The organism is Flavobacterium petrolei, assembly GCF_003314435.2.
Taxonomy (GTDB): Bacteria; Bacteroidota; Bacteroidia; order Flavobacteriales; family Flavobacteriaceae; genus Flavobacterium; species Flavobacterium petrolei.
Genome location: NZ_QNVY02000001.1, coordinates 154,550 through 175,619 on the forward strand (window position 1 = coordinate 154,550; position 21,070 = coordinate 175,619).

A 21,070-nucleotide genomic window follows, 5' to 3' on the forward strand; every position below is an offset into this window, starting at 1 on the left:
CATTCCTAGCAATGGCACCTAATCATGCGGTCATTCCCGTAAATATCCTTGCGCAATTCGATGTTTTTGAAATTCATTTTTTCGAGTAAATCAATCATTTCTTTTCCCAAATATTGATTGATTTCAAAATACAACTGACTATTTTCAGAACCATTTTTCTGAGCTAATTCGGCTATTTTTTTGTAAAAAATTAATGCGTCGTTATCTTCTACAAAAAGTGCCAAATGTGGTTCATTGTCCAAAACATTTTTCTTGATTTCTACCTTTTCAAGATTCCGGACATAAGGCGGATTGGACACAACAATATCAAATTGTTGCCCTAAATCTTCTGTTTCAAGAATGTTTTGATTGATAAAAGTGACGTTTACAGCATTTATTTTGGCATTCCTTTTGGCTATAGCCAAAGCTTTCTCCGAAATATCTAAAGCAAAAACGTCGGCATTTGGAAGATTCTTCGCCAATGAAATAGCAATGCAACCGCTTCCTGTTCCAATATCAAGAATACGGATCTTTTTATTTTCTCCTTTTGACTTTTGACTTTCTAAAATCCACTCGACTAATTCTTCGGTCTCTGGTCTTGGAATTAAAACATTTTCATTGACTTCAAAATCCAAGCCATAAAAACTGGTTTTTCCCAACAAATATTGAATCGGAATCTCCTGTTTCAATTGTTCTAAAATCAAGTTCCAAACTACAATTTCTTCCTCCGAAAAAACCAAATCAGGATGTAAAGCCAAGTCAATTCTTTTTAATTGCTGTTTATCCTCGAGAACCAAATAAAAAAAACTCTCGGCCTCACCTGCATCGCAAATGGGTGTAAGTTGCTGAATAAACTGGCTTCTGTATTCTTTGATTTTCATTTTATAGTGGTATCGATGCTATGAAGCAATTCGGCAATTCAACTTTTAAAACTTACAGCTCTTTTAGCATCCAAACCGGACAACTAACATGACCGGTACTTCCCATAGGACCAGAAATATATTCAAAACCTGTCTTTTTATATAATTTTTGTGCATCAAGCATAAATGGCATCGTTTCCAAATAGCATTTTTCGAAACCAAAATTTCGAGCACTTTGAATACACACTTCCATCATTTCAGTTCCAATTCCAATGCCGCGTGTTTCAGGTAAAAAATACATTTTCTGTAATTCGCAAATGCTATCTGCTTCATTTGCAAGCGGAGCAATTCCGGCTACACCTACAATTCTTCCGTTGTTCTCCACAACATAATAAACGGATTTTGGTTTATTGTATTCTTCATACATTAAATCCAAATACGGATCTTCATAAGCTGTTCCCACTTTTGGAATATCCAATTCATCAAAAACGGCACGAATTAATTGTGCAACTTCAGGATTGTCCTCTTTATTTATTTTTCTGATAATGTAGTTTTCCATTTTTTCAAAATCTGATTATACCTGCAAAAATAGAAATTGTTTACTATTATTTTTAAAAGTTTCAAACAAATCCCAAATCGCTTCCGAAGTTTCGGTACAGGATTGGGGCTAACCTCAAAAATTACTACTTTTGTGAAGTGAAAATACATGAAAAATACATAAAACGGTGCATCGAATTAGCCAAAAATGGTTTAGGAACAACGTATCCAAATCCCTTAGTGGGCAGTGTTATAGTTTATAAAGATAAAATCATTGGCGAAGGCTGGCATAAAAAATCAGGAGAACCGCATGCCGAAGTCAATGCTGTAAATTCCGTAAAGGACAAATCATTATTGAAAAAAGCCACGATTTATGTGAGTCTGGAGCCGTGCAGTCATTTCGGAAAAACACCTCCATGTTGTGATTTGATTATCAAAAATAAAATTCCAAATGTGGTCATAGGAACAGTGGATCCTAATGTAAAAGTAGCTGGAGACGGAATCAAAAAACTGATTGAAGCCGGAATACATGTCACCTTAGGCATCCTTGAAAAGGAATGTCATGAACTTAATAAAAGGTTCTTTACATTTCACGAAAAGAAAAGGCCGTATATCATTTTGAAATGGGCCGAAAGTAAAGATGGCTTTATTGCACCCACTGAAAAATTAGAAAGAAAACCGGTGTGGATTACCAATAAGTACTCTAGACAATTAGTACACAAATGGCGTACTGAAGAACAAGCGATTCTCGTGGGAACTCAAACGGTTATTGATGATAATCCAAAACTAGATGCCAGAGATTGGTATGGAAACAATCCGATTCGAGTGGTTTTAGACCAAAATAACCGAATCCCAAAAGACAATCATATCCTTGACAATCAAGTTAAAACTATCCTATTTTCCAGATTTGAAACGGCTGTTGAAAAAGAAAACAGTATCTTTGAAACAATCGATTTTGAAAAAAATGTAGCGCAGCAAGTTATTCAATCGTTGTATAAACATAACATTCAATCCGTTATTATTGAAGGCGGAAGACAAACAATACAAACTTTTATCGATGCCAATCTTTGGGACGAGGCACGAATATTTATTGGAAAAGTCCAATTCAAAAATGGGATCAAGGCGCCTAATCTTGTTAATAAACAGTTCGAAAAACATTTTATTAGTGCTGACGAACTTATAATTTCTAGCAACCATGATAAATACTATAATATTTGATTTTGGAGATGTATTTATCAATTTAGATAAGCAAGCCACCATTAATGCTTTTGAAAAATTAGGATTAAAGGAATGGAATGAAGATCTGGATTTTTTGAATAAACAGTTTGAGACTGGCCAAATCTCCCGCGAAAACTTCCTTTTTGGAATTCAAAAACACATTCCTACTGCCAGCATAAAGGAAATATTATCCGCTTGGAACGCGATACTTCTTGACTTTCCGTTGTATCGATTAGAATTTCTGCAAATGCTTTCTGAGAAATACCGTCTTTTCTTATTATCCAATACGGATGCAATTCACATCGAAACTTTCGAGCAAACGCATGGAGTTTCATTTTACAGGGATTTTTATCAATGTTTTGAAAAAGTTTATTTTTCATTTGAACTTGGCTTGAGAAAACCAAATCCTGAAACATTCAATCATTTAATTAATAACCATGAATTAGCTCCCAAACGCACGTTATTTGTGGATGATAAAAAAGAGAATACTGATGCTGCTCTCGCATTAGGATTTGAAGTTTGGAATTTACAAGTAGGAGAAGAAGATGTCATCAATTTACTGGACAAAAAGATAATTTGACAGCAACTACCTCAGCAAGCTAATTCTAATTTAAATTTCACTCCCTTTTGTATTCAAATTGAAAGATACCTACCGCACTATTGAAATCCCATCCGAGCAAATTCTATTTAAAGAAAAAAACAGCAAGTTTTTTGGTTATGCGTATCCAATCAAAACCGATGAAGAGGTAAAACCACTCCTTGAAATTTTGCGAAAGCAGCACCCTAATGCAGGACATTTTTGTTATGCCTACCAAATAGGCAGTGATGCAATAATTTACAGAGCAAATGATGACGGAGAACCAAGTAATAGCGCCGGAATGCCGATTTATGGACAAATTCAGTCCTTTACAGTCACAAATGTATTGATAGTTGTGGTTCGGATATTTGGTGGAGTAAAATTAGGAGTTGGCGGATTGATATCGGCTTATAAAACTACTGCGCAGCTGGTTCTTGAAAGCTGCAACATTGTCGAAAAAACAATTGATATTCATTTTGAAATCACTTTTGACTACCAAAACATGAATAAAGTGATGCGTGTAATCAAGGAAAAAAAACTGGAAATTGTATCTCAGGAAATGGAAATAGATGAAATTACGACACTTCCAATAGGCAAAATTGAACTAAAAACCCGAAAAAAAAATGCCGAAATGATATTCGACATTTTCAATTCGATGTTTGAAATCAAAATAAATCGACTTTAATTTCGCTACAAAATTGCCTCTTTTATAATTTATTCCATTGTTTTTAACAATTCCAAAATATAATCTGGAGGAGCCGTTGGTCGACCCGTTTTTAAGGACACAAAAACCAGAATAAATTGGGCTGTTGTTAATAACTCATTCGACTCATTATAAATTGCGCAATCAAATTCAATCTTCACGGAAGTCTGACTTTTGAAAACCGTATGAACCGTTAGCAACTCATCATAGCGGGCTGATTTTTTATAATTTATATTCATGGAAACTATAGGTAATGCAATACCGCTTTCCTCCATGCTTTTATATGAAATCCCTTTGTTTCTAAGCCATTCCACCCTTCCTATTTCAAAATATGGAATATAATTCCCATGATAAACAACTCCCATTTGGTCTGTTTCGGAGTATCGAACCCTAACTTCTATTTGATGATCTTTCATTAATTATGAATTAAAAATTTAAATTTTGAACGGTGCCTTACAACAATAATTCGTAAAATTATTACCCTATATATTTTTTTTTACAGAAATTTGTTCACATATTTGTTACCCCGATAATAAATAACAAAACATCTTTTTTTTAGTAAGATAACAATTACCAAATAAAAACAATTTTATAGAATATATGAACAAAACTGCTCAATCAGTATGGGAAAACTGTTTGTCTTTCATAAAAGACAACATCCAAGACCAAGCGTACAAAACTTGGTTCGAACCAATCAAATCAGTTGAACTTACCGATAACGCATTATATATTCAAGTTCCAAGTAAATTTTTCTATGAATGGTTAGAAGAGCACTATGTAAAATTACTAAAAGTAGCCCTTACCAAAGAACTTGGAAAAAACGCTAAGTTACTTTATAAAATCAGAATGGAAAACACTTATGGCAATAAACAACCGTTTACGGAACAGTTGCCAAGTGCGAATAGAGTTCCTATGAAACCACAGGAAGTAGATGCTCCATTTAAAAACTTAAACCCAGAATTAAAAAATCCTTTTGTCATTCCGGGGATTCGAAATTTGAAAATTGAATCTCAACTGAATGCAAATTATAGTTTTGATAATTTTTTAGAAGGAGATTCCAATAGATTAGCCCGTTCTGCAGGTATGGCTGTTGCCAATAAACCGGGTGGAACTTCGTTTAATCCTTTATTAATTTTTGGAGGAGTTGGTCTTGGAAAAACACACTTAGCACACGCTATTGGTGTAGAGATAAAAGATAAATATCCTGAAAAAACGGTTTTATACATTTCAGCTGAAATTTTCACACAACAATATATCGACTCGGTTAAGAAAAACAACCGAAATGATTTTATTCATTTTTATCAATTAATTGATGTTTTAATTATTGATGATGTACAATTCCTTTCCGGTAAATCTGGAACTCAGGATGTATTTTTCCATATCTTTAATTATTTACATCAAAATGGCAAACAGGTAATCTTGACTTCTGATAAGGCGCCTGTTGACATGCAAGATATTGAGCAAAGATTATTATCTCGTTTCAAATGGGGATTGTCTGCTGAATTGCACCAACCGGATTATGAAACCAGAATTTCCATCCTGAAAAACATATTGTACAGAGATGGTGTAGAAATTCCGGAAGAAATTATCGAATATGTGGCCCGCAATATCAAATCAAATGTTAGAGAATTAGAAGGAGCAATCATTTCACTAATAGCGCAATCGTCTTTCAATAAAAAAGAAGTGACATTGGAACTTGCTAAAAGTGTCGTGGAAAAGTTTGTGAAAAATGTAAAAAGAGAAATTTCCATCGATTATATTCAAAAAATTGTCTCGGATTATTTCCAATTGGATTTAGAAACATTGCAGTCGAAAACAAGAAAAAGACACGTAGTACAAGCGCGTCAGTTAGCCATGTTTTTTGCAAAGAAATTTACTAAAGCTTCTTTGGCAAATATTGGTTCCCAAATTGGAGATCGCGATCACGCAACGGTGCTACATGCATGTAAAACTGTTGATAATTTAGTGGCTACTGACAAACAATTCAAAAAATTCGTTGAGGATATCAATAAAAAATTAACGTTGTAAAAGCATCATGTCTGTAAAAATTCTAATGGTTTGTTTGGGAAATATTTGCCGTTCTCCATTGGCAGAAGGCATTTTGGCTTCAAAACTTCCTAAAGACAAATTCACAGTTGATTCAGCAGGGACTGGCTCTTGGCATATTGGCCATTCGCCTGATGAACGTTCTATTGCTGTTGCAAAAAAAAATAAAATCAGCATTTCAAATCAAAAAGGACGACAATTCAGCAAAACTGATTTTGATGCCTTTGATTACATTTACGTAATGGATAATTCAAATTATGAAGATGTAATTCAGCTTGCTGAAAACCAACAACAAAAAGAAAAAGTCGAACTTATTTTGAATGAATTATTCCCAAACGAAAAAGTAGATGTTCCCGATCCTTATTTTGGTTTACCTAATGGTTTCGAAATTGTTCACAACATGCTAGATGAAGTGTGCGAGATAATTGCAAAAAAACTAATTGCGAAGCACACATAATTTTTCTGCGAAAAATTACTTTGGGTTCACAACACAATCCTGACCATATCATACTACAAATACATTACTTTTAGGAACATAAATTACACCTATGAAATCAAATACTGTTTTAGGGAAACTCTATCTAATCCCCACCACAATGGGTGACTGTGACCCTATGGACGTTTTGCCGCAAACCATAAAAAGAAGTATTGATCTCATTGATTATTATATTGTTGAAAACGACAAAACAGCTCGTAAATCTATTAAAGAGGTCGATCCTGAGAAGAAACAATCCGAGTTAAAACTTTTTGTATTAAACAAACACACCGAAACCAAAGAACATTTAGAGTTCATAAAACCGCTACTTGAAGGTTACAATATGGGTTTAATGAGCGAAGCGGGATGTCCCGGAGTGGCTGATCCTGGTGCTGTAATTGTAAAATTAGCACATGAAAAAGGAATTCAGGTTATTCCTTTGGTTGGTCCTTCTTCTATTCTTTTGGCAATGATGGCATCAGGAATGAACGGTCAAAGTTTCACTTTTCATGGTTATTTACCTATTGAGAAAGATGAAAAGAAAGCCAGTTTTAAAACGTTAGAAAGAGTTTCTTTCGAAAAAAACCAGTCTCAAATTTTCATTGAAACTCCGTATCGCAACAACAAATTACTGGAAGATCTGGTGCAAACTTTACATCCTGAAACGCATTTATGTATCGCCACGGACATTACCTTACCTACAGAATATATCAAAACCAAGAAAATTGCGGCTTGGAAAAAAGAAACCATTGATTTACATAAACGACCTACAATTTTTATCATTCACAAGATGTAAATTCAAAATGTTTTTTATTAATATTAAAGAATGATTTTAGTAAAAAACTTTAGAACTTACAATTTGATATAACAATAGTAAACTTTAAATTTTTCGACTCAAAAGAGTTAATAAAAGATAAAACAAAACTCGTAATCATTAATTCTAAGTATAAAAACCTATTTTTATACTTAGAATTAATGATTTTTTTTATGAGTAAACTTCCAAATATCAGTACGAGTATTTTTACGGTTATGTCAAAAATGGCTGCTGAATATAATGCCATCAATCTTTCTCAAGGTTTTCCAAACTTTCCTGTTGATGAACGATTAACAGATATTGTTGCCAAACTGGCCAAAGAAAATGTACATCAATACACGCCAATGTCTGGCTATCCACTGTTATTATCCAAAATAGCGCTATTAATTCAGAACTCTTATCAAAGAACAATTCAGCCTGAAACAGAATTGCTAGTTACCGCTGGAGCGACACAAGCCATTTTTACCACCATAACAGCTTTGGTAAAAAGCAATGACGAAGTGATTATCTTAGATCCCAGTTATGATTGCTATGAAGCGCCCGTATTATTATGCAACGCAAATCCGGTTCGGGTAGCACTGAATGATGATTACACTCCAAATTGGGAAATTATCGAAAAAGCATGTACTGTAAAAACTAAAATGATTATCATCAATAATCCGCACAATCCAACGGGGAAAATTTTAACAGAATCTGATTTTGAAGCCTTGGAAATCCTGCTCGAAAAACACCCTGATATCGTACTTCTTTCTGATGAAGTCTATGAATACATCACTTTCGAGGAGAAACATATTTCAGCTCATACACGCGAGAAACTATTGAATCGTTGTGTGATGGTTTCTTCTTTTGGAAAATCGTTCCATGTTACGGGATGGAAAATTGGTTATTTAGTAGCACCGGAATATTTGATCAAGGAAATCAAAAAAGTGCATCAGTTTTTAGTTTTTAGTGTCAATAGCATTTGTCAGGTTGCCATTAACGAGTATTTAGAGATTGTTTCTGTTTCTGAAATCGGGAAATTATATCAGGAAAAACGGGATTATTTTAGACAATTATTAAAAGGCAGCCGCTTCAAACTCATGCCGTGCGAAGGAACTTATTTTCAGGTGGTATCGTATGCAAACATATCAAATGAGAATGATGTTGATTTTTGCAAACGCCTCATTATAGAACATGGCGTTGCTGCAATTCCTATCTCTACTTTTTATGCCGATGGAAAAGACCTGAAATTAATTCGGTTTTGCTTCGCCAAAGACAATGCTACGCTTGAAGAAGCCGCTAAAAGATTGTGTGCCATCTAAAATCAGAATTGAAATTTATTTTTATTATGCATGCATACTATTTAATTTTATTATATTTACAATAAAAAAATATCGAAATATGAGCTATACAGATAAAATGTTACGCGACGATGCCCTAAAAGGCAAAGTGATTGTCGTGACCGGAGGCGGAAGCGGTTTAGGAAAAGCAATGACCAAATATTTCTTGGAATTGGGTGCGCAAGTGGCCATCACTTCCCGAGATTTAGAAAAACTAAAAAATACTGCCGCAGAACTGGAAACGGAAACCGGCGGAACTTGTCTTCCTATTCAATGTGATGTGCGTCATTATGAAGAAGTGGAAAATATGCTGCAAGAAGTGTTGAAAGCTTTTGGTAAAGTTGATGTTTTATTAAATAATGCTGCCGGAAATTTCATTTCTCCAACAGAAAGATTATCTGCCAATGCTTTTGATACTGTAATTGATATCGTTTTAAAAGGATCCAAAAACTGTACACTTGCTTTTGGAAAACATTGGATTGATACCAAACAAAAATCATCTACCATTTTGAATATTGTTACGACTTACGCTTGGACAGGTTCTGCTTACGTGGTACCTAGCGCAACTGCAAAAGCAGGAGTTTTGGCAATGACACGAAGTCTCGCGGTCGAATGGGCAAAATACGGAATTCGTTCGAATGCAATTGCTCCTGGACCGTTCCCAACTAAAGGTGCGTGGGACCGATTGTTACCTGGAGATTTAGCAGAAAAATTTGATATGGCTAAAAAAGTACCGTTAAAACGTGTGGGAGATCATCAGGAATTAGCCAATCTAGCTGCTTATTTAGTTTCTGATTTTTCAGCATACATCAACGGTGATGTTATTACAATTGATGGTGGTGAATGGCTTAAAGGTGCTGGACAATTCAATTTACTTGAAGCAATTCCAGAAGAACTTTGGGATCAATTAGAAATGATGATCAAAGCAAAGAAGAACAAATAATAGTTTTGTATAAAATAAAAAGAGAGTCATTCACATGGCTCTCTTTTTGTTTCTGCTACTATTTAGTATTTTCCAAGGCAAGTAGAATTTCACTTTTCAGTAAACCACTTCCACCGCCATAATGCTGAACAATACTAATATTTGGATTTTTATTTTTGAAAAAAGAACACAATTCAGCTTCACTTTCTTCCTGAATTCCGGAACCTAACAATACAATAGAAAAATCTTTTTTTAGAAAAATTTCCTTCGCTTCCTCATCATTCATAACGCCTACTCCATTCCAAATCTCGTTTGCATTTATCAATCGGATGACGGTTTCTAGAATTTCCGGATGTCTTCCTATGTATAAAATATTTGTGGTCTCCATCATTTCATCTTTAAAAAAACACAAATCTCAAATGACATAATTCATTTTAAATTTGTGACTAATTACTTTATATTATTGTTGCAAAAATTGCAACTCGATATTCAAACGAACTTCTTCGCTTACTAAAACACCTCCTGTTTCAAGAGCAGAATTCCAGTTTAATCCCCAATCTTTTCTGTTGATTTTTCCTTCTAATGCAAGTGCCATTTTGGTATTTCCCCACGGATCTTTCATTAATCCTCCATAATCAGCAGCTAATTTCACTGATTTTGTAACGCCGTGTAATGTTAAATCACCAACCAATTCATATTCGCCTTCATTAATTTTGGTAAAAGAAGTAGCACTAAATTTAATTTCTGGAAACTGAGCAGCATCAAAAAAATCAGCACTCAATAAATGTGTATCTCTATCTGCGTTTCCTGTTGTTACAGAATCAATTGCTCCTGTAAATTCAATTTTCGCATTTTCTAAATTGCTGTCTTCTGCTTCAATCGTTGCATCAAATTTTGAAAATTTACCTGAAACATTAGTAAACATCATGTGTTTTACTTTAAAACCAATTTCTGAGTGTGTTGGGTCAATTACCCATTTTGTTGTTGACATAATTTTGATATTTATTAGTTATTTTTATTATTTATTAGATTACAATTGCATCGGAACTTCCATCAATAGGATCTCTGCATTAGCTGAATTAGCGGTAATTTTAATTGAATTTATATCCCAAATTCCTAACCCGTCACGTTCATTTAAAGCAATGTTTCCTATTTTAAAATCTCCTTTTAAAACAAAAGCATAAATTCCATTTCCTGGTTTTTTCAATTCGTACGAAGTAGAAAAATCGTTGTCAAACTTCCCAATATGAAACCAAGCATCTTGATGAATCCAAACCCCTTCGTCTTCTGGATTAGGTGACAAAATTTGCTGTAATTTATTGTGACGATCATTTAAATCTAAAGTGATTTGGTCATAACGAGGCGTTACATTTTTTTTATTTGGATAAATCCAAATCTGTAAAAATTTAACCAACTGATCTTTGTTTTTATTGTACTCGCTGTGAAAAATTCCGGTACCAGCACTCATCGCCTGGATATCACCTTCCTTGATTACGGTAGTATTTCCCATACTGTCTTGGTGTTCTAAATCACCTTCGAGGGGAATAGAAATAATTTCCATATTATCATGTGGATGTTTCCCAAAACCCATTCCTTGGCTGACTCTGTCATCATTTAGAACGCGTAAGACTCCAAAATTCATACGTTCTGGATTTTGATAATTGGCAAAGCTAAAGGTATGATAGGATTCTAACCAACCATGATTAGCATGACCGCGAGTATTTGCTTTATGCAAAACCGAATTAGTAATTACACCATCTATTTTTTTATCTGTATTTTCCATTGTCCTGTTCTTTAATTGTATGATGCAAAGTTGCGTCAAAAAAAAAGCGCATGCATTGAACTAGGACAAGAAATGAAAAAAGCGAAATCTAGAGTTTAGCAATTTTAGTTCTTACTTTACTTAAAAACTCGGCTGAAATTCCCAGATAAGAAGCAATATAATGCTGGGCAACGCGCTGTGAAAGTGTGGGATAATGTTCCAGAAACTCTAAATATTTCTCGGTGGCCGATTTAGAAATCGTATTAAATAAACGGTCTTGAGTAACGGCAAGACTTCGTTGCATCAGAATACGGAAAGCGCGTTCAAACTTTGGGGCTTTCGCAAATAATTCCTCTTTTGTTTCCGGACTAAAAAGGAAGAATTCACAATCTTCCAACGTTTCAATGTATACGCTGCTGGGATTATCTTCGTAAATACTAAATGAAATATCACTCACCCAAGCATTTTCGATCGCAAATTGCAGAATTACTTCTAAACCATTGGCATCAATGTAATATTTTCGGACACAGCCTTTGATGACAAATGCTTCAAAACTACACATTTCGCCCTCCTGAAGCATAATCGTTTTCTTAAGAACCGTTTTGTATTCCAACAAAGAATTGAAAATTTCTAATTCTTTTGGTTCAAAAGTGACATACCGACTTATATTTTTATTGATTTGTGAATACAATGTTTTAAATTTTAGAAACTAAAGATAGAAAAACATCAAGTAATAACTCCCAATAAATATAGTAATTTAGCAATATTTCTTAAAAAAAGAAAAACTGCTCCCGATAAAATTCCTATTTTTGTCCAGATAAAAACATAACAAAAAATTTATGCTCATTATAGGAATTGCAGGTGGTACAGGAAGCGGAAAAACAACCGTTGTACATCAGATTATGAATGAATTACCACAAACAGAAGTTGGTATTATTTCTCAAGACTCATATTACAAAGAAAATCACGGACTATCATTTGATGAAAGAGCATTAATTAATTTTGATCATCCGCGTGCCATTGATTTCCCGTTATTAGTAGCTCATCTCAAGGAATTAAAAGAAGGAAACAATATCAATCAACCCGTTTATTCTTTTGTAACACACAATAGAACAGACGATACCGTTTTTACACATCCTCGAAAAGTGATGATTGTAGAAGGGATTTTAATCTTGGCAAATCCAGAATTAAGAGAATTATTTGATGTCAAAATATATGTTCATGCTGATTCTGACGAGCGATTAATCCGACGGATGAAACGTGATATCGCGGAACGTGGCCGAGACATGAATGAAGTAATCAACAGATATCAAACTACTTTGAAGCCTATGCACGAGCAGTTCATTGAACCAACTAAAGCATTTGCGGACATCATCATACCAAATGACAAATACAACACCGTAGCCATTGATGTGGTTCGTGCGGTAATAAATCAAAAAATTCTATAATTTATTTGTAATTTTAGTGGAATAATAATTAAGAGCTATTTCCCGTCTCGTCCTGAAGACGAGATTGCAATATTTTAGTAGGTGAGTCTTCCTTCGTGAGTATCACCTACTAAAAGGATTTCCACTGTAATCGGGGCTAAAAAAAATAAAATGAAAAATCCGTACAAAGAGAAACCTTGGTTTAAATTTTTAAGCAACAAATATGTCTGGGTTTTGTTGTTTTTTTGTACATGGATGATTTTTCTAGACAACTATTCCTATTTTGATCATCGCATTTTAGATCAACAAATTGAAGATTTAGAAGACAATGCCACTTATTACAAAGAAGAAATAAAAAAGGATCAGGAAAACATAAAGCAATTAAAAAATTCAGAACAAATAGAAAAATACGCCCGCGAAAAATACTATATGAAAAAAGATAGTGAAGATATTTATATCATCGAATTCGAAGGTGACACGATTGAAAAAAAATAAAATCCCATCCCCAACCCTTCTCAAAGGGAAGGGAGTTTAAAATTTATTGTAATTATTAAAACATAACACCAAGTTTCGGCTCCCTCTCCTATGGAGAGGACTGGGGTGAGGAAAATAACAAACAAAATGGCTAAAAACCTTTTCAATGATTTCAGTCCCATTTCCTCCAAACAATGGAAACAAAAAATCCAATTTGAACTCAAAGGAGCGGATTATAATGAAACCTTAGTTTGGAATTCTCCGGAAGACATTCAGGTAAAACCTTTTTACCACAAAGATGAATTCACTAAAGCTTTTCCTGTTTCCACTAAAGCTACTGAATTCAAAATTTGCCAAAACATTTTTGTTTACGATGTTGAAAAATCAATAGAAAGAGCGCGCGACACCTTGAGTCGTGGTGCGGATAGCCTTCGGTTTACAATAGAAAACGAATCAATTGATATTACTAATCTTTTGGAGCAATTACCATTAGAAAAAGTTACCGTTTATTTTAATCTTGGATTTATTTCAATCGATTTCGTTAAAAAAATTGATGCTTTCGCAAAAAAAAATAATACTGTTATTTTTTGTAATCTAGATCCAATTGGGCAATTAGCCAAAGATGGAAACTGGTTTGTAACTAAAGAAAAAAGCAATTTTGATACACTGAATTTACTTTCGGAAGAAACAAAATCAGTGTCATTAATCAGTATAAATGCTGCTTTGTACCAAAATGCAGGTGCCAATATGGTGCAGCAAATTGCTTATAGTTTAGGACAAGCCAATGAATATTTCAATAGAATTGAAACGATAAATAAACCTATTGTTTTTGAAGTAGCCGTTGGGACAAATTACTTTTTTGAAATTGCAAAACTGCGTGCATTACGATTACTTTTTAATCTGATAGCCAAGGAATACAACCACAACTTGGATTGCAACATTATTGTTTCACCAACCAAACGAAACAAAACATTGTATGATTATAATGTAAATATGTTGCGAACCACAACCGAATGTATGAGTGCAATTATTGGCGGAGCAGATGCTATTGCAAATTTACCGTACGATGCCTTGTACCATAAAGACAATGAATTTGGCGACCGAATTGCCCGAAACCAATTATTGATTCTTAAAAATGAAAGTTATTTTGACAAAGTCAATAATCCGGCTGACGGCAGTTATTATATCGAAAATCTTACGAATCAATTAGCCGAAAAAGCATTGTTTTTATTCAAAGATATTGAGGCAAATGGAAGTTTCTTGAAACAACTTAACGATGGAATCATCAAAAGGAAAATTCAGGAAAGTGCTGATACAGCTCAGGAATTATTTGATTCTGGTAAAGAAATTCTGTTAGGCACAAACAAACATCCTAATAAACAGGATAAAATGAAACATGATTTAGAATTATTTCCTTTTGTAAAAGTCAAACCAAGAAAAACCTTGATTACACCAATAATCGAAAAACGTCTGGCAGAGAAAATAGAACAGGAAAGATTGGATCTTGAATAGCATCCAGAAATTTCGGTTAATCAAAATTAAAAATTAATCAGCATTCGTGTAATTTGGTACTTAACAAATGAAAAGAAAAGATTTACAACATATAAAATTAGAAAGTACACCGTTGAAAGTGGAGAATGAAAATTCTTTAGCTGATGCATTTCTAACCGCAGAGGGAATAGAACTAAAACCAACGTATTCGGAACAAGATATTGAGCAACTTACTCATCTTGATTTCGGAGCTGGTTTTGCACCAAATTTACGTGGACCTTACGCTACAATGTACGTTCGTCGTCCGTGGACTGTGCGTCAATATGCAGGATTTTCGACCGCTGAAGAAAGCAATGCTTTTTACAGGAGAAATTTGGCTGCGGGTCAAAAAGGACTTTCCATCGCTTTTGATTTACCTACACACCGCGGTTATGATTCGGATCACGAACGTGTGGTAGGTGATGTAGGAAAAGCGGGAGTCGCGATTGACACCGTGGAAGACATGAAAGTATTATTCGACCAAATTCCACTGGATGAAATGTCCGTTTCCATGACGATGAATGGCGCTGTTTTACCTATTATGGCCTTCTATATTGTCGCCGCCGAAGAACAAGGCGTAAAACCCGAATTGCTTTCCGGTACGATACAAAATGACATTCTAAAAGAGTTCATGGTGCGTAACACGTATATTTATCCGCCAACGCCTTCGATGAAAATCATTGCTGATATTTTTGAATTTACCAGTAAAAAAATGCCGAAATTCAACTCGATTTCAATTTCCGGATACCACATGCAAGAAGCGGGAGCCACTGCTGATATTGAGTTAGCTTACACGCTGGCAGATGGATTGGAATACATTAGAACTGGATTAGCAACCGGAATGAAAATTGATGAATTCGCTCCAAGATTATCTTTTTTCTGGGCGATTGGTATGAACCATTTTATGGAAATTGCCAAAATGCGTGCGGGAAGAATGATTTGGGCGAAACTAGTCAAACAATTTGAACCAAAAGACGATAAATCATTAGCATTGCGAACCCATTGTCAAACTTCGGGTTGGAGTTTAACAGAGCAAGATCCTTTTAATAATGTGGCGCGCACGTGTATTGAAGCAGCCGCAGCAGCTTTTGGAGGAACACAATCTTTACATACCAATGCTTTGGACGAAGCCATCGCTTTACCAACAGATTTCTCGGCAAGAATTGCTAGAAACACGCAACTCTATTTACAAGAGGAAACTAAAATCACTAAAACAGTCGATCCTTGGGCAGGCAGTTATTATGTAGAAAGCTTAACGAATGAGATTGCAGAAAATGCTTGGAAACTTATCGAAGAAGTTGAAGAACTAGGCGGAATGACTAAAGCCATTGAATCCGGAATTCCGAAACTTAGAATCGAAGAAGCGGCAGCCAGAAAACAAGCAAGAATAGACAGCGGTCAGGATATTATTGTAGGTGTCAATCAATACCGATTAGAAAAAGAAGATCCTTTACAGATTTTGGATGTGGATAACCAAATGGTCCGCAAGCAACAACTGGAACAATTAGACCGAATTAAAGCTAGCAGAGATTCTGAAAAAGTTCAGGATTCACTTAAAAAACTAATCCTTTGTGCTCAAACTGGTGAAGGAAATTTACTGGAAATAGCTGTTGAAGCAGCTCGAAACCGAACTACATTAGGAGAAATCAGCGATGCACTAGAAACGGTTTTTGGAAGATACAAAGCACAAATTAAATCCTTTAGCGGTGTGTATAGCAAAGAAATAAAAGACGACAAAAGCTTTGAAAAAGCAAAACAACTGGCAGATGAATTCGCTAAAAAAGAAGGACGTCGCCCACGAATTATGATTGCCAAAATGGGACAAGACGGACACGACCGTGGTGCCAAAGTGGTCGCTACCGGTTATGCCGATGTAGGTTTTGATGTTGACATTGGCCCACTTTTTCAAACACCGGCTGAGGCTGCCAAACAAGCGGTAGAAAATGATGTTCATATCCTGGGTGTTTCCTCACTTGCTGCTGGTCATAAAACCCTGGTTCCTCAAGTCATCGAAGAACTTAAAAAGTATGGTAGAGAAGATATTATGGTGGTCGTAGGCGGGGTAATTCCGGCACAAGATTATCAGTTTTTATTTGATGCCGGTGCAGTTGCCGTATTTGGACCAGGAACAAAAATCAGTGAAGCAGCCATTAAAATATTAGAAATTTTAATGGGAAGTTTCGAGTAAAAATAACTTATAAAAATTTATTACCTACAAAGCATCAATCGAAAGGTTGGTGCTTTTTTTTTGTAAAAACATTGATAATAAGTCATTTAAATCTTATTAAAAAAACATGAAATTATTGCCTTTTATTAACATTGTTTATGGAATACGTTAACAGTCAGACCTTTAAAAAATAGGTAAATTTACATATACTTATGACAATTTACATTTTAAATCATTGATAAACAGATAATTAAATATTTCAAAAAAAAGGGGAAGAAAAGACAAGCCTTAACATTCATTAGACCATTACAAGTATTAAAACTCATTAATTAATTTAAAACTAAATATTATGAAATCACTTATTATTATCATCCTTTTCAGTTTTTCTATAACTGCATTTTCTCAGGAAACAGAGAAAGGAAAAATCAAAATCGAAGAATTGCCAGGAGTAGTTATCAAAAGGGTCGGAACTGATTTTTCAGTTTATATCCCAGATAATAATGCGGATCAAAGAGTTCAAGTGGTGGAAGAAAAATTTATCGCTTACGATTTAGGAAAAGACGCAGAGGGTTATGAAGAATATCTTGTAGTAATGGAAGTAAAAAACGGCTCTTTGACCGCTACTTATAATGAAAAGGGAAAATTAGTTCGCGTGGTAGAAAATTTTAAAAACGTACGACTTCCCAGTGAAGTTATTTACTCCATTTACAGAACGTATCCTGGCTGGTCTATTGTGAATGACAGTTTTTTATACACACAAGAGGACGGAGACGTCCTCAAGAAACAGTATAATGTTAAAATCAAAAAGGATAAGGAAGTAGTTAAATTATTAGTACGTCCAAATGGAGAAATTCTTAAAGCGAAATAATCCATTTATAATTAAACAGAAAGAGGCTGTCATGAATTTGACAGCCTCTTTTATATTTAGCAACAAAAGGAATTAAATATTTTTCACTTTTGCATTAATATCTGCAATTATGAAAGAAGTATCATAACCGCCAAACATTTTCATGTAAGATCGTATGGAACTTCCGTAAGCATCTCTAAAATTACGTTTTCCCTTGTGTTTAAAATATTTTTTGACAGATCCTGCTCCTCCTAAATGTGCCGCAGCTAAGATACCGGATTCTGTGATTTGAATACCGTTTAATATTGTACCCTCATATTTTTCAATTTCTGTTTTCAACTCCCATTTATTTTTTGCTAAAAGTGCTAAAAAAGCTTTTTCCTGCAATTCAGGACTATTCAAAAAAGCGGAGCGATTGTAAATACCTACTGATTTTAATGTTTCAATACCAAACTGGTATTTACCCATATAACCAAGAGAATTGATTTTTTTATATTTATTTTCAGATTCTCTATAGCCGATGGCTTCTTTAAATCCAATAAAAAAATTTCCGGTGTAAGGGATGTTTAAATTAGCGTATTCTTCTTGTTCTTCGGATGGATATAAGTAGTGTGTTCCATCTTCTTCATTGATGAGAAACCATGGGTTGGTTTCTAAATTAAAAGGTTTAAAACCTGAGCTCAAAAAAACTGTAATAACAGTCAGACTTGCATAAAAATACCATTTCTTTATCATAAATTGTTTTTCTTCAAACGCTGTCCCGTTATGAAATTTCTACGAGCAAAGATACAATAAAAATAATTATACTGATAATCAAGCAGTTAAACTTTTCTAAAAATAGATGAAGTGGTATTTTACATCGTTGAAACGCATAAATTCGATGGTTGGTGCAGGAATTTTAACGGTATTAAAAACCGAAAAAACGGTCTTTAGAAAATGGGAATTGGTCTTAATTTTTGTTAAATCGACATCCAAACTCAGGTAAAATTGTCTAAATCGTTGGGGATGTGAGGCTAAAAAAGCGGTTGTATCTTCATTTCTCCCAGTAATCATTCCTTCTGCTCCATAACCCAATGCTAAATTTAGCCATTTTGGTATTTTAGAACCTTTAGCAAAAGAATGCAAATTGACCGAAAGCCAGTACGTTTGTCCGTTATAATCCTTTAAAATTTGTTCCGAGAAGGAACTACCCAATACTTCCGGTCGTTCACTTACATATTTTGTAGTATGAAAAGAGAATTTTGGCGTAATCCGTTGTTCGTGCCACATTAATTCTTGGGAAACGTACAAAGCGGTTCCAGTAGCGTTAGCAATAATGTCGCCGGAGGAAGCGCCCCATTCAGATGAATGTCCGTCTAAAACCTCGACAGCGGTCAGAAATGCAAATCCGAGTCCAGCGCCATAAAGCAACTGATTTTTTTTAGTAGCACCGCTCCACTGTAGCATTTGGGCACCAAAACGTCCTAAATGATAGGAGGAAAAAACATGTCCCGCTTTATCCATTTGAAGCCAATCAGAATTATCATTAATAAAATGAAAATCAGATTTAGGATAATCGGCGTACCAAAGTTGGTTCAAACCTGCTAAAGTTCCGGTCGCCAAAACAGCCTCCGAAATAACCACTGAATTTTGTCTTTTCCTATTTAAAGAATCGGACGGTTTAAAAAAGCTTTCTGCAGTATTTTGAGAATTTCCAATTTGAAATCCAATTAAGCATAAAAAAAGTAAGAGTGTTTTGTATCTCAAAACTATCTTTTCACCCCTTGACTGTTGATCCAATCGGAATATTTTTTGGCATTTTTATTGTGTTCTTCTAAGGTCGCAGCAAACTCATGGTATCCAAAACGTTCCACACTGGCACAGAAATAGATAAAATTATTTTTCTCAGGATCTAAAACAGCTTCTAGTGCGGTGATGTCAGGCATAGCGATAGGTCCCGGAGGAAGACCCAAATTCATATACGTATTATACGGATGTGACATTGTCAAATCATTGTAGAAAACTCTCTTGATAACCTGATTAAAATCATTCGATTTCTTTTTCATCGCAAAAATAACTGTTGGATCCGCTTGCAAAGGCATTCCAGCTCTCAATCTATTCAAATATACGCCTGCAATTCTTGGTCTTTCGTCTTTTTTCACGGATTCTTTATGAACAATAGAGGCCAGAATAGTAGCTTCAATTGGAGTCAGTCCTTGTTTTTCCGCTTTGGCAACTCTTTCTTTATTCCAAAAATTACGGTATTCTTTGATCATCTTATCGCGGAACTTTTCAGCGGTTGTGTTCCAATAAATCTCATAAGTATTCGGAATAAACATCACCAAAACGTTTTCTTCATTGAACCCGTTTTCCTTTAGAAAAATAGAATCTTTAAACGAATTCAGCAACGATAAACTGTCGGCTTCGATTTGAGAACCTACGCGTCCCGCCAAATTTTCCACACGTTCCTGATTGTTGAAAGCCAACTTTACAGCCGAATTAAGTCGCAAGGTTTTTACCAGTTCATAACTGTTCATTCCTTTTGTCACTAAAAAACGTCCCGGAATCACATTATCAGAATATCCTCTTTTACTGGCAACCATGTCAAATCGCTCCATGTTTTCGACATAAGGTGCCATTATTTTTTTGACACCATCATATTTAGAATCCGTTGGAATATAAACATAGATTTCGTTCTCCGAAAATTTTGTGTTGGAGGAAAAAATCTGACGTAAAATAACCAATCCGTAAATCATTAATAGTGATATTAAAATTACGGAAACTATAGTGATGATTTTCTTTATATTCATGTGTGGTATTTATTTGCTGGAGTGTTAGTATTTATAATCTTCTCTTTATGTTTAAAAGGTGCGGGATTAAAACTGTATTTTTTAAAATTTAGTATTAATCAATTGAAAAATAGCTTCGTCTTTGTATTTTCCGTTTACAAAAGTCCAATCTTTTTTGACGCCTATCATTTCGAATCCAAATTTAGTAAAAAGAGCTTTACTTGCTTCATTTTCGGTACCAATATTTGCATATAATTGGTGCAAATTAAGATTATAAAAAGCATATTCTATTAATAATGCCAAAGCTTCGGAACCAATATTCTGTTTTCGGTTTTCGTTATTTTGGATTACGATACCCACTCCTGCCCTGTTATTCTTTGGATCAAAATCAAACAAATCGATTAAACCCAAAGCGGGGAAATCCTGATCCTGACAAATAGCCAATCGCAATTGCTTGGCTTCATAAATATCCTGATGGGCATTTTCTAAATATTGTTTGACTAAAAATCGACTGTAAGGTGTGTGTGTATTACTGACTTCCCAAATGCTCTGGTCGTTTTCTATCGCATACACAAACTCCAAATCATTGGGTTCTAATGCACGTATATAGATGTTGTCGCCTTTTAATGTTTTCATTTAAGTATT

At 34.6% G+C, this 21,070-nt stretch carries 24 protein-coding genes; 13 read left to right on the plus strand and 11 right to left on the minus strand.

The features are described 5' to 3' along the window. Positions 1-5: 5 nt before the first annotated feature. Together prmC and DR871_RS00665 are read right to left on the minus strand one after the other, a co-directional pair. Complete coding sequence (gene prmC, locus DR871_RS00660) at positions 6-860, minus strand: peptide chain release factor N(5)-glutamine methyltransferase (RefSeq protein ID WP_113665301.1); 855 nt, start codon at positions 858-860, stop codon at positions 6-8. Between the two features lie 52 nt (positions 861-912). Next, a complete protein-coding gene (locus DR871_RS00665; protein ID WP_113665300.1) occupies positions 913-1,398 on the minus strand; it encodes a GNAT family N-acetyltransferase in 486 nt (161 codons plus the stop codon). Between the two features lie 137 nt (positions 1,399-1,535). On the opposite strand from DR871_RS00665, the gene ribD reads away from it, so the two are divergent. From ribD to DR871_RS00680, 3 genes are read left to right on the plus strand one after another with little or no spacing between them, the layout of a single operon-like run. Beyond that, the gene (gene ribD, locus DR871_RS00670) at positions 1,536-2,594 is read left to right on the plus strand and encodes a bifunctional diaminohydroxyphosphoribosylaminopyrimidine deaminase/5-amino-6-(5-phosphoribosylamino)uracil reductase RibD (protein WP_113665299.1); all 1,059 of its coding nucleotides are present in this window, start codon (positions 1,536-1,538) and stop codon (positions 2,592-2,594) included. Continuing rightward, on the plus strand, positions 2,572-3,174 hold the full coding sequence (locus tag DR871_RS00675) for an HAD family hydrolase (RefSeq protein ID WP_113665298.1): 603 nt from the start codon (positions 2,572-2,574) through the stop codon (positions 3,172-3,174). Before ribD ends, DR871_RS00675 begins: the two co-directional genes overlap by 23 nt. Before the next feature lie 58 nt (positions 3,175-3,232). Beyond that, a complete protein-coding gene (locus tag DR871_RS00680) occupies positions 3,233-3,856 on the plus strand; it encodes an IMPACT family protein (protein WP_242497057.1) in 624 nt (207 codons plus the stop codon). Positions 3,857-3,885: 29 nt separating this feature from the next. On the opposite strand, the gene DR871_RS00685 is transcribed toward DR871_RS00680, so the two are convergent. Continuing rightward, positions 3,886-4,290: an acyl-CoA thioesterase gene (locus DR871_RS00685; RefSeq protein WP_113665296.1), complete on the minus strand. Its 405-nt coding sequence runs from the start codon at positions 4,288-4,290 to the stop codon at positions 3,886-3,888. Positions 4,291-4,474: 184 nt separating this feature from the next. On the opposite strand from DR871_RS00685, the gene dnaA reads away from it, so the two are divergent. The 5 genes from dnaA to DR871_RS00710 all read left to right on the plus strand — a co-directional run bounded on the left by dnaA (position 4,475) and on the right by DR871_RS00710 (position 9,471). Beyond that, positions 4,475-5,902, plus strand: coding sequence for a chromosomal replication initiator protein DnaA (dnaA, locus tag DR871_RS00690; protein ID WP_035674283.1), 1,428 nt, complete (start codon positions 4,475-4,477; stop codon positions 5,900-5,902). 7 nt (positions 5,903-5,909) lie between these two features. Continuing rightward, positions 5,910-6,377, plus strand: coding sequence for a low molecular weight protein-tyrosine-phosphatase (locus DR871_RS00695; protein WP_113665295.1), 468 nt, complete (start codon positions 5,910-5,912; stop codon positions 6,375-6,377). A gap of 91 nt (positions 6,378-6,468) precedes the next feature. Continuing rightward, positions 6,469-7,191 (plus strand): SAM-dependent methyltransferase, encoded by a 723-nt coding sequence (locus DR871_RS00700; protein ID WP_091164627.1) that lies wholly within the window; start codon positions 6,469-6,471, stop codon positions 7,189-7,191. A gap of 191 nt (positions 7,192-7,382) precedes the next feature. Next, on the plus strand, positions 7,383-8,510 hold the full coding sequence (locus tag DR871_RS00705) for a methionine aminotransferase (RefSeq protein WP_113665498.1): 1,128 nt from the start codon (positions 7,383-7,385) through the stop codon (positions 8,508-8,510). A 79-nt stretch (positions 8,511-8,589) separates the two neighbouring features. Next, a complete protein-coding gene (locus DR871_RS00710) occupies positions 8,590-9,471 on the plus strand; it encodes an SDR family oxidoreductase (protein ID WP_165151789.1) in 882 nt (293 codons plus the stop codon). A gap of 58 nt (positions 9,472-9,529) precedes the next feature. On the opposite strand, the gene DR871_RS00715 is transcribed toward DR871_RS00710, so the two are convergent. The 4 genes from DR871_RS00715 to DR871_RS00730 form a co-directional block, all read right to left on the minus strand. After that, a complete protein-coding gene (locus tag DR871_RS00715) occupies positions 9,530-9,841 on the minus strand; it encodes a hypothetical protein (protein ID WP_113665294.1) in 312 nt (103 codons plus the stop codon). A gap of 69 nt (positions 9,842-9,910) precedes the next feature. After that, the gene (locus DR871_RS00720; RefSeq protein WP_113665293.1) at positions 9,911-10,441 is read right to left on the minus strand and encodes a YceI family protein; all 531 of its coding nucleotides are present in this window, start codon (positions 10,439-10,441) and stop codon (positions 9,911-9,913) included. 39 nt (positions 10,442-10,480) lie between these two features. Next, a complete protein-coding gene (locus DR871_RS00725) occupies positions 10,481-11,233 on the minus strand; it encodes a pirin family protein (protein WP_113665292.1) in 753 nt (250 codons plus the stop codon). Positions 11,234-11,321: 88 nt separating this feature from the next. Continuing rightward, complete coding sequence (locus tag DR871_RS00730; RefSeq protein WP_113665291.1) at positions 11,322-11,903, minus strand: Crp/Fnr family transcriptional regulator; 582 nt, start codon at positions 11,901-11,903, stop codon at positions 11,322-11,324. Positions 11,904-12,051: 148 nt separating this feature from the next. Here DR871_RS00730 and udk point away from each other — a divergent pair, with 148 nt between their 5' ends. The 5 genes from udk to DR871_RS00755 all read left to right on the plus strand — a co-directional run bounded on the left by udk (position 12,052) and on the right by DR871_RS00755 (position 17,678). Beyond that, positions 12,052-12,660 carry a uridine kinase gene (gene udk / locus DR871_RS00735; protein WP_113665290.1) on the plus strand — a complete coding sequence of 203 codons (609 nt, stop codon included), beginning with the start codon at positions 12,052-12,054 and terminating at the stop codon, positions 12,658-12,660. 150 nt (positions 12,661-12,810) lie between these two features. Further along, positions 12,811-13,134 (plus strand): FtsB family cell division protein, encoded by a 324-nt coding sequence (locus DR871_RS00740; RefSeq protein ID WP_113665289.1) that lies wholly within the window; start codon positions 12,811-12,813, stop codon positions 13,132-13,134. A gap of 126 nt (positions 13,135-13,260) precedes the next feature. After that, entirely contained in the window at positions 13,261-14,625 is a 1,365-nt protein-coding gene (locus tag DR871_RS00745) for a methylmalonyl-CoA mutase subunit beta (RefSeq protein ID WP_113665496.1), read from the plus strand. 67 nt (positions 14,626-14,692) lie between these two features. Next, positions 14,693-16,831: a methylmalonyl-CoA mutase gene (gene scpA, locus DR871_RS00750; RefSeq protein WP_113665288.1), complete on the plus strand. Its 2,139-nt coding sequence runs from the start codon at positions 14,693-14,695 to the stop codon at positions 16,829-16,831. Positions 16,832-17,159: 328 nt separating this feature from the next. Then, complete coding sequence (locus tag DR871_RS00755) at positions 17,160-17,678, plus strand: hypothetical protein (RefSeq protein ID WP_113665287.1); 519 nt, start codon at positions 17,160-17,162, stop codon at positions 17,676-17,678. A 72-nt stretch (positions 17,679-17,750) separates the two neighbouring features. On the opposite strand, the gene DR871_RS00760 is transcribed toward DR871_RS00755, so the two are convergent. The 4 genes from DR871_RS00760 to DR871_RS00775 all read right to left on the minus strand — a co-directional run bounded on the left by DR871_RS00760 (position 17,751) and on the right by DR871_RS00775 (position 21,061). Beyond that, positions 17,751-18,392: a peptidoglycan-binding protein LysM gene (locus tag DR871_RS00760; RefSeq protein WP_113665286.1), complete on the minus strand. Its 642-nt coding sequence runs from the start codon at positions 18,390-18,392 to the stop codon at positions 17,751-17,753. Between the two features lie 96 nt (positions 18,393-18,488). Then, positions 18,489-19,403, minus strand: coding sequence for a DUF2279 domain-containing protein (locus tag DR871_RS00765; RefSeq protein WP_113665285.1), 915 nt, complete (start codon positions 19,401-19,403; stop codon positions 18,489-18,491). 2 nt (positions 19,404-19,405) lie between these two features. Next, entirely contained in the window at positions 19,406-20,446 is a 1,041-nt protein-coding gene (gene mltG, locus DR871_RS00770; RefSeq protein ID WP_113665284.1) for an endolytic transglycosylase MltG, read from the minus strand. Positions 20,447-20,527: 81 nt separating this feature from the next. Beyond that, positions 20,528-21,061 (minus strand): GNAT family N-acetyltransferase, encoded by a 534-nt coding sequence (locus DR871_RS00775; RefSeq protein WP_113665283.1) that lies wholly within the window; start codon positions 21,059-21,061, stop codon positions 20,528-20,530. Positions 21,062-21,070 lie beyond the last annotated feature (9 nt).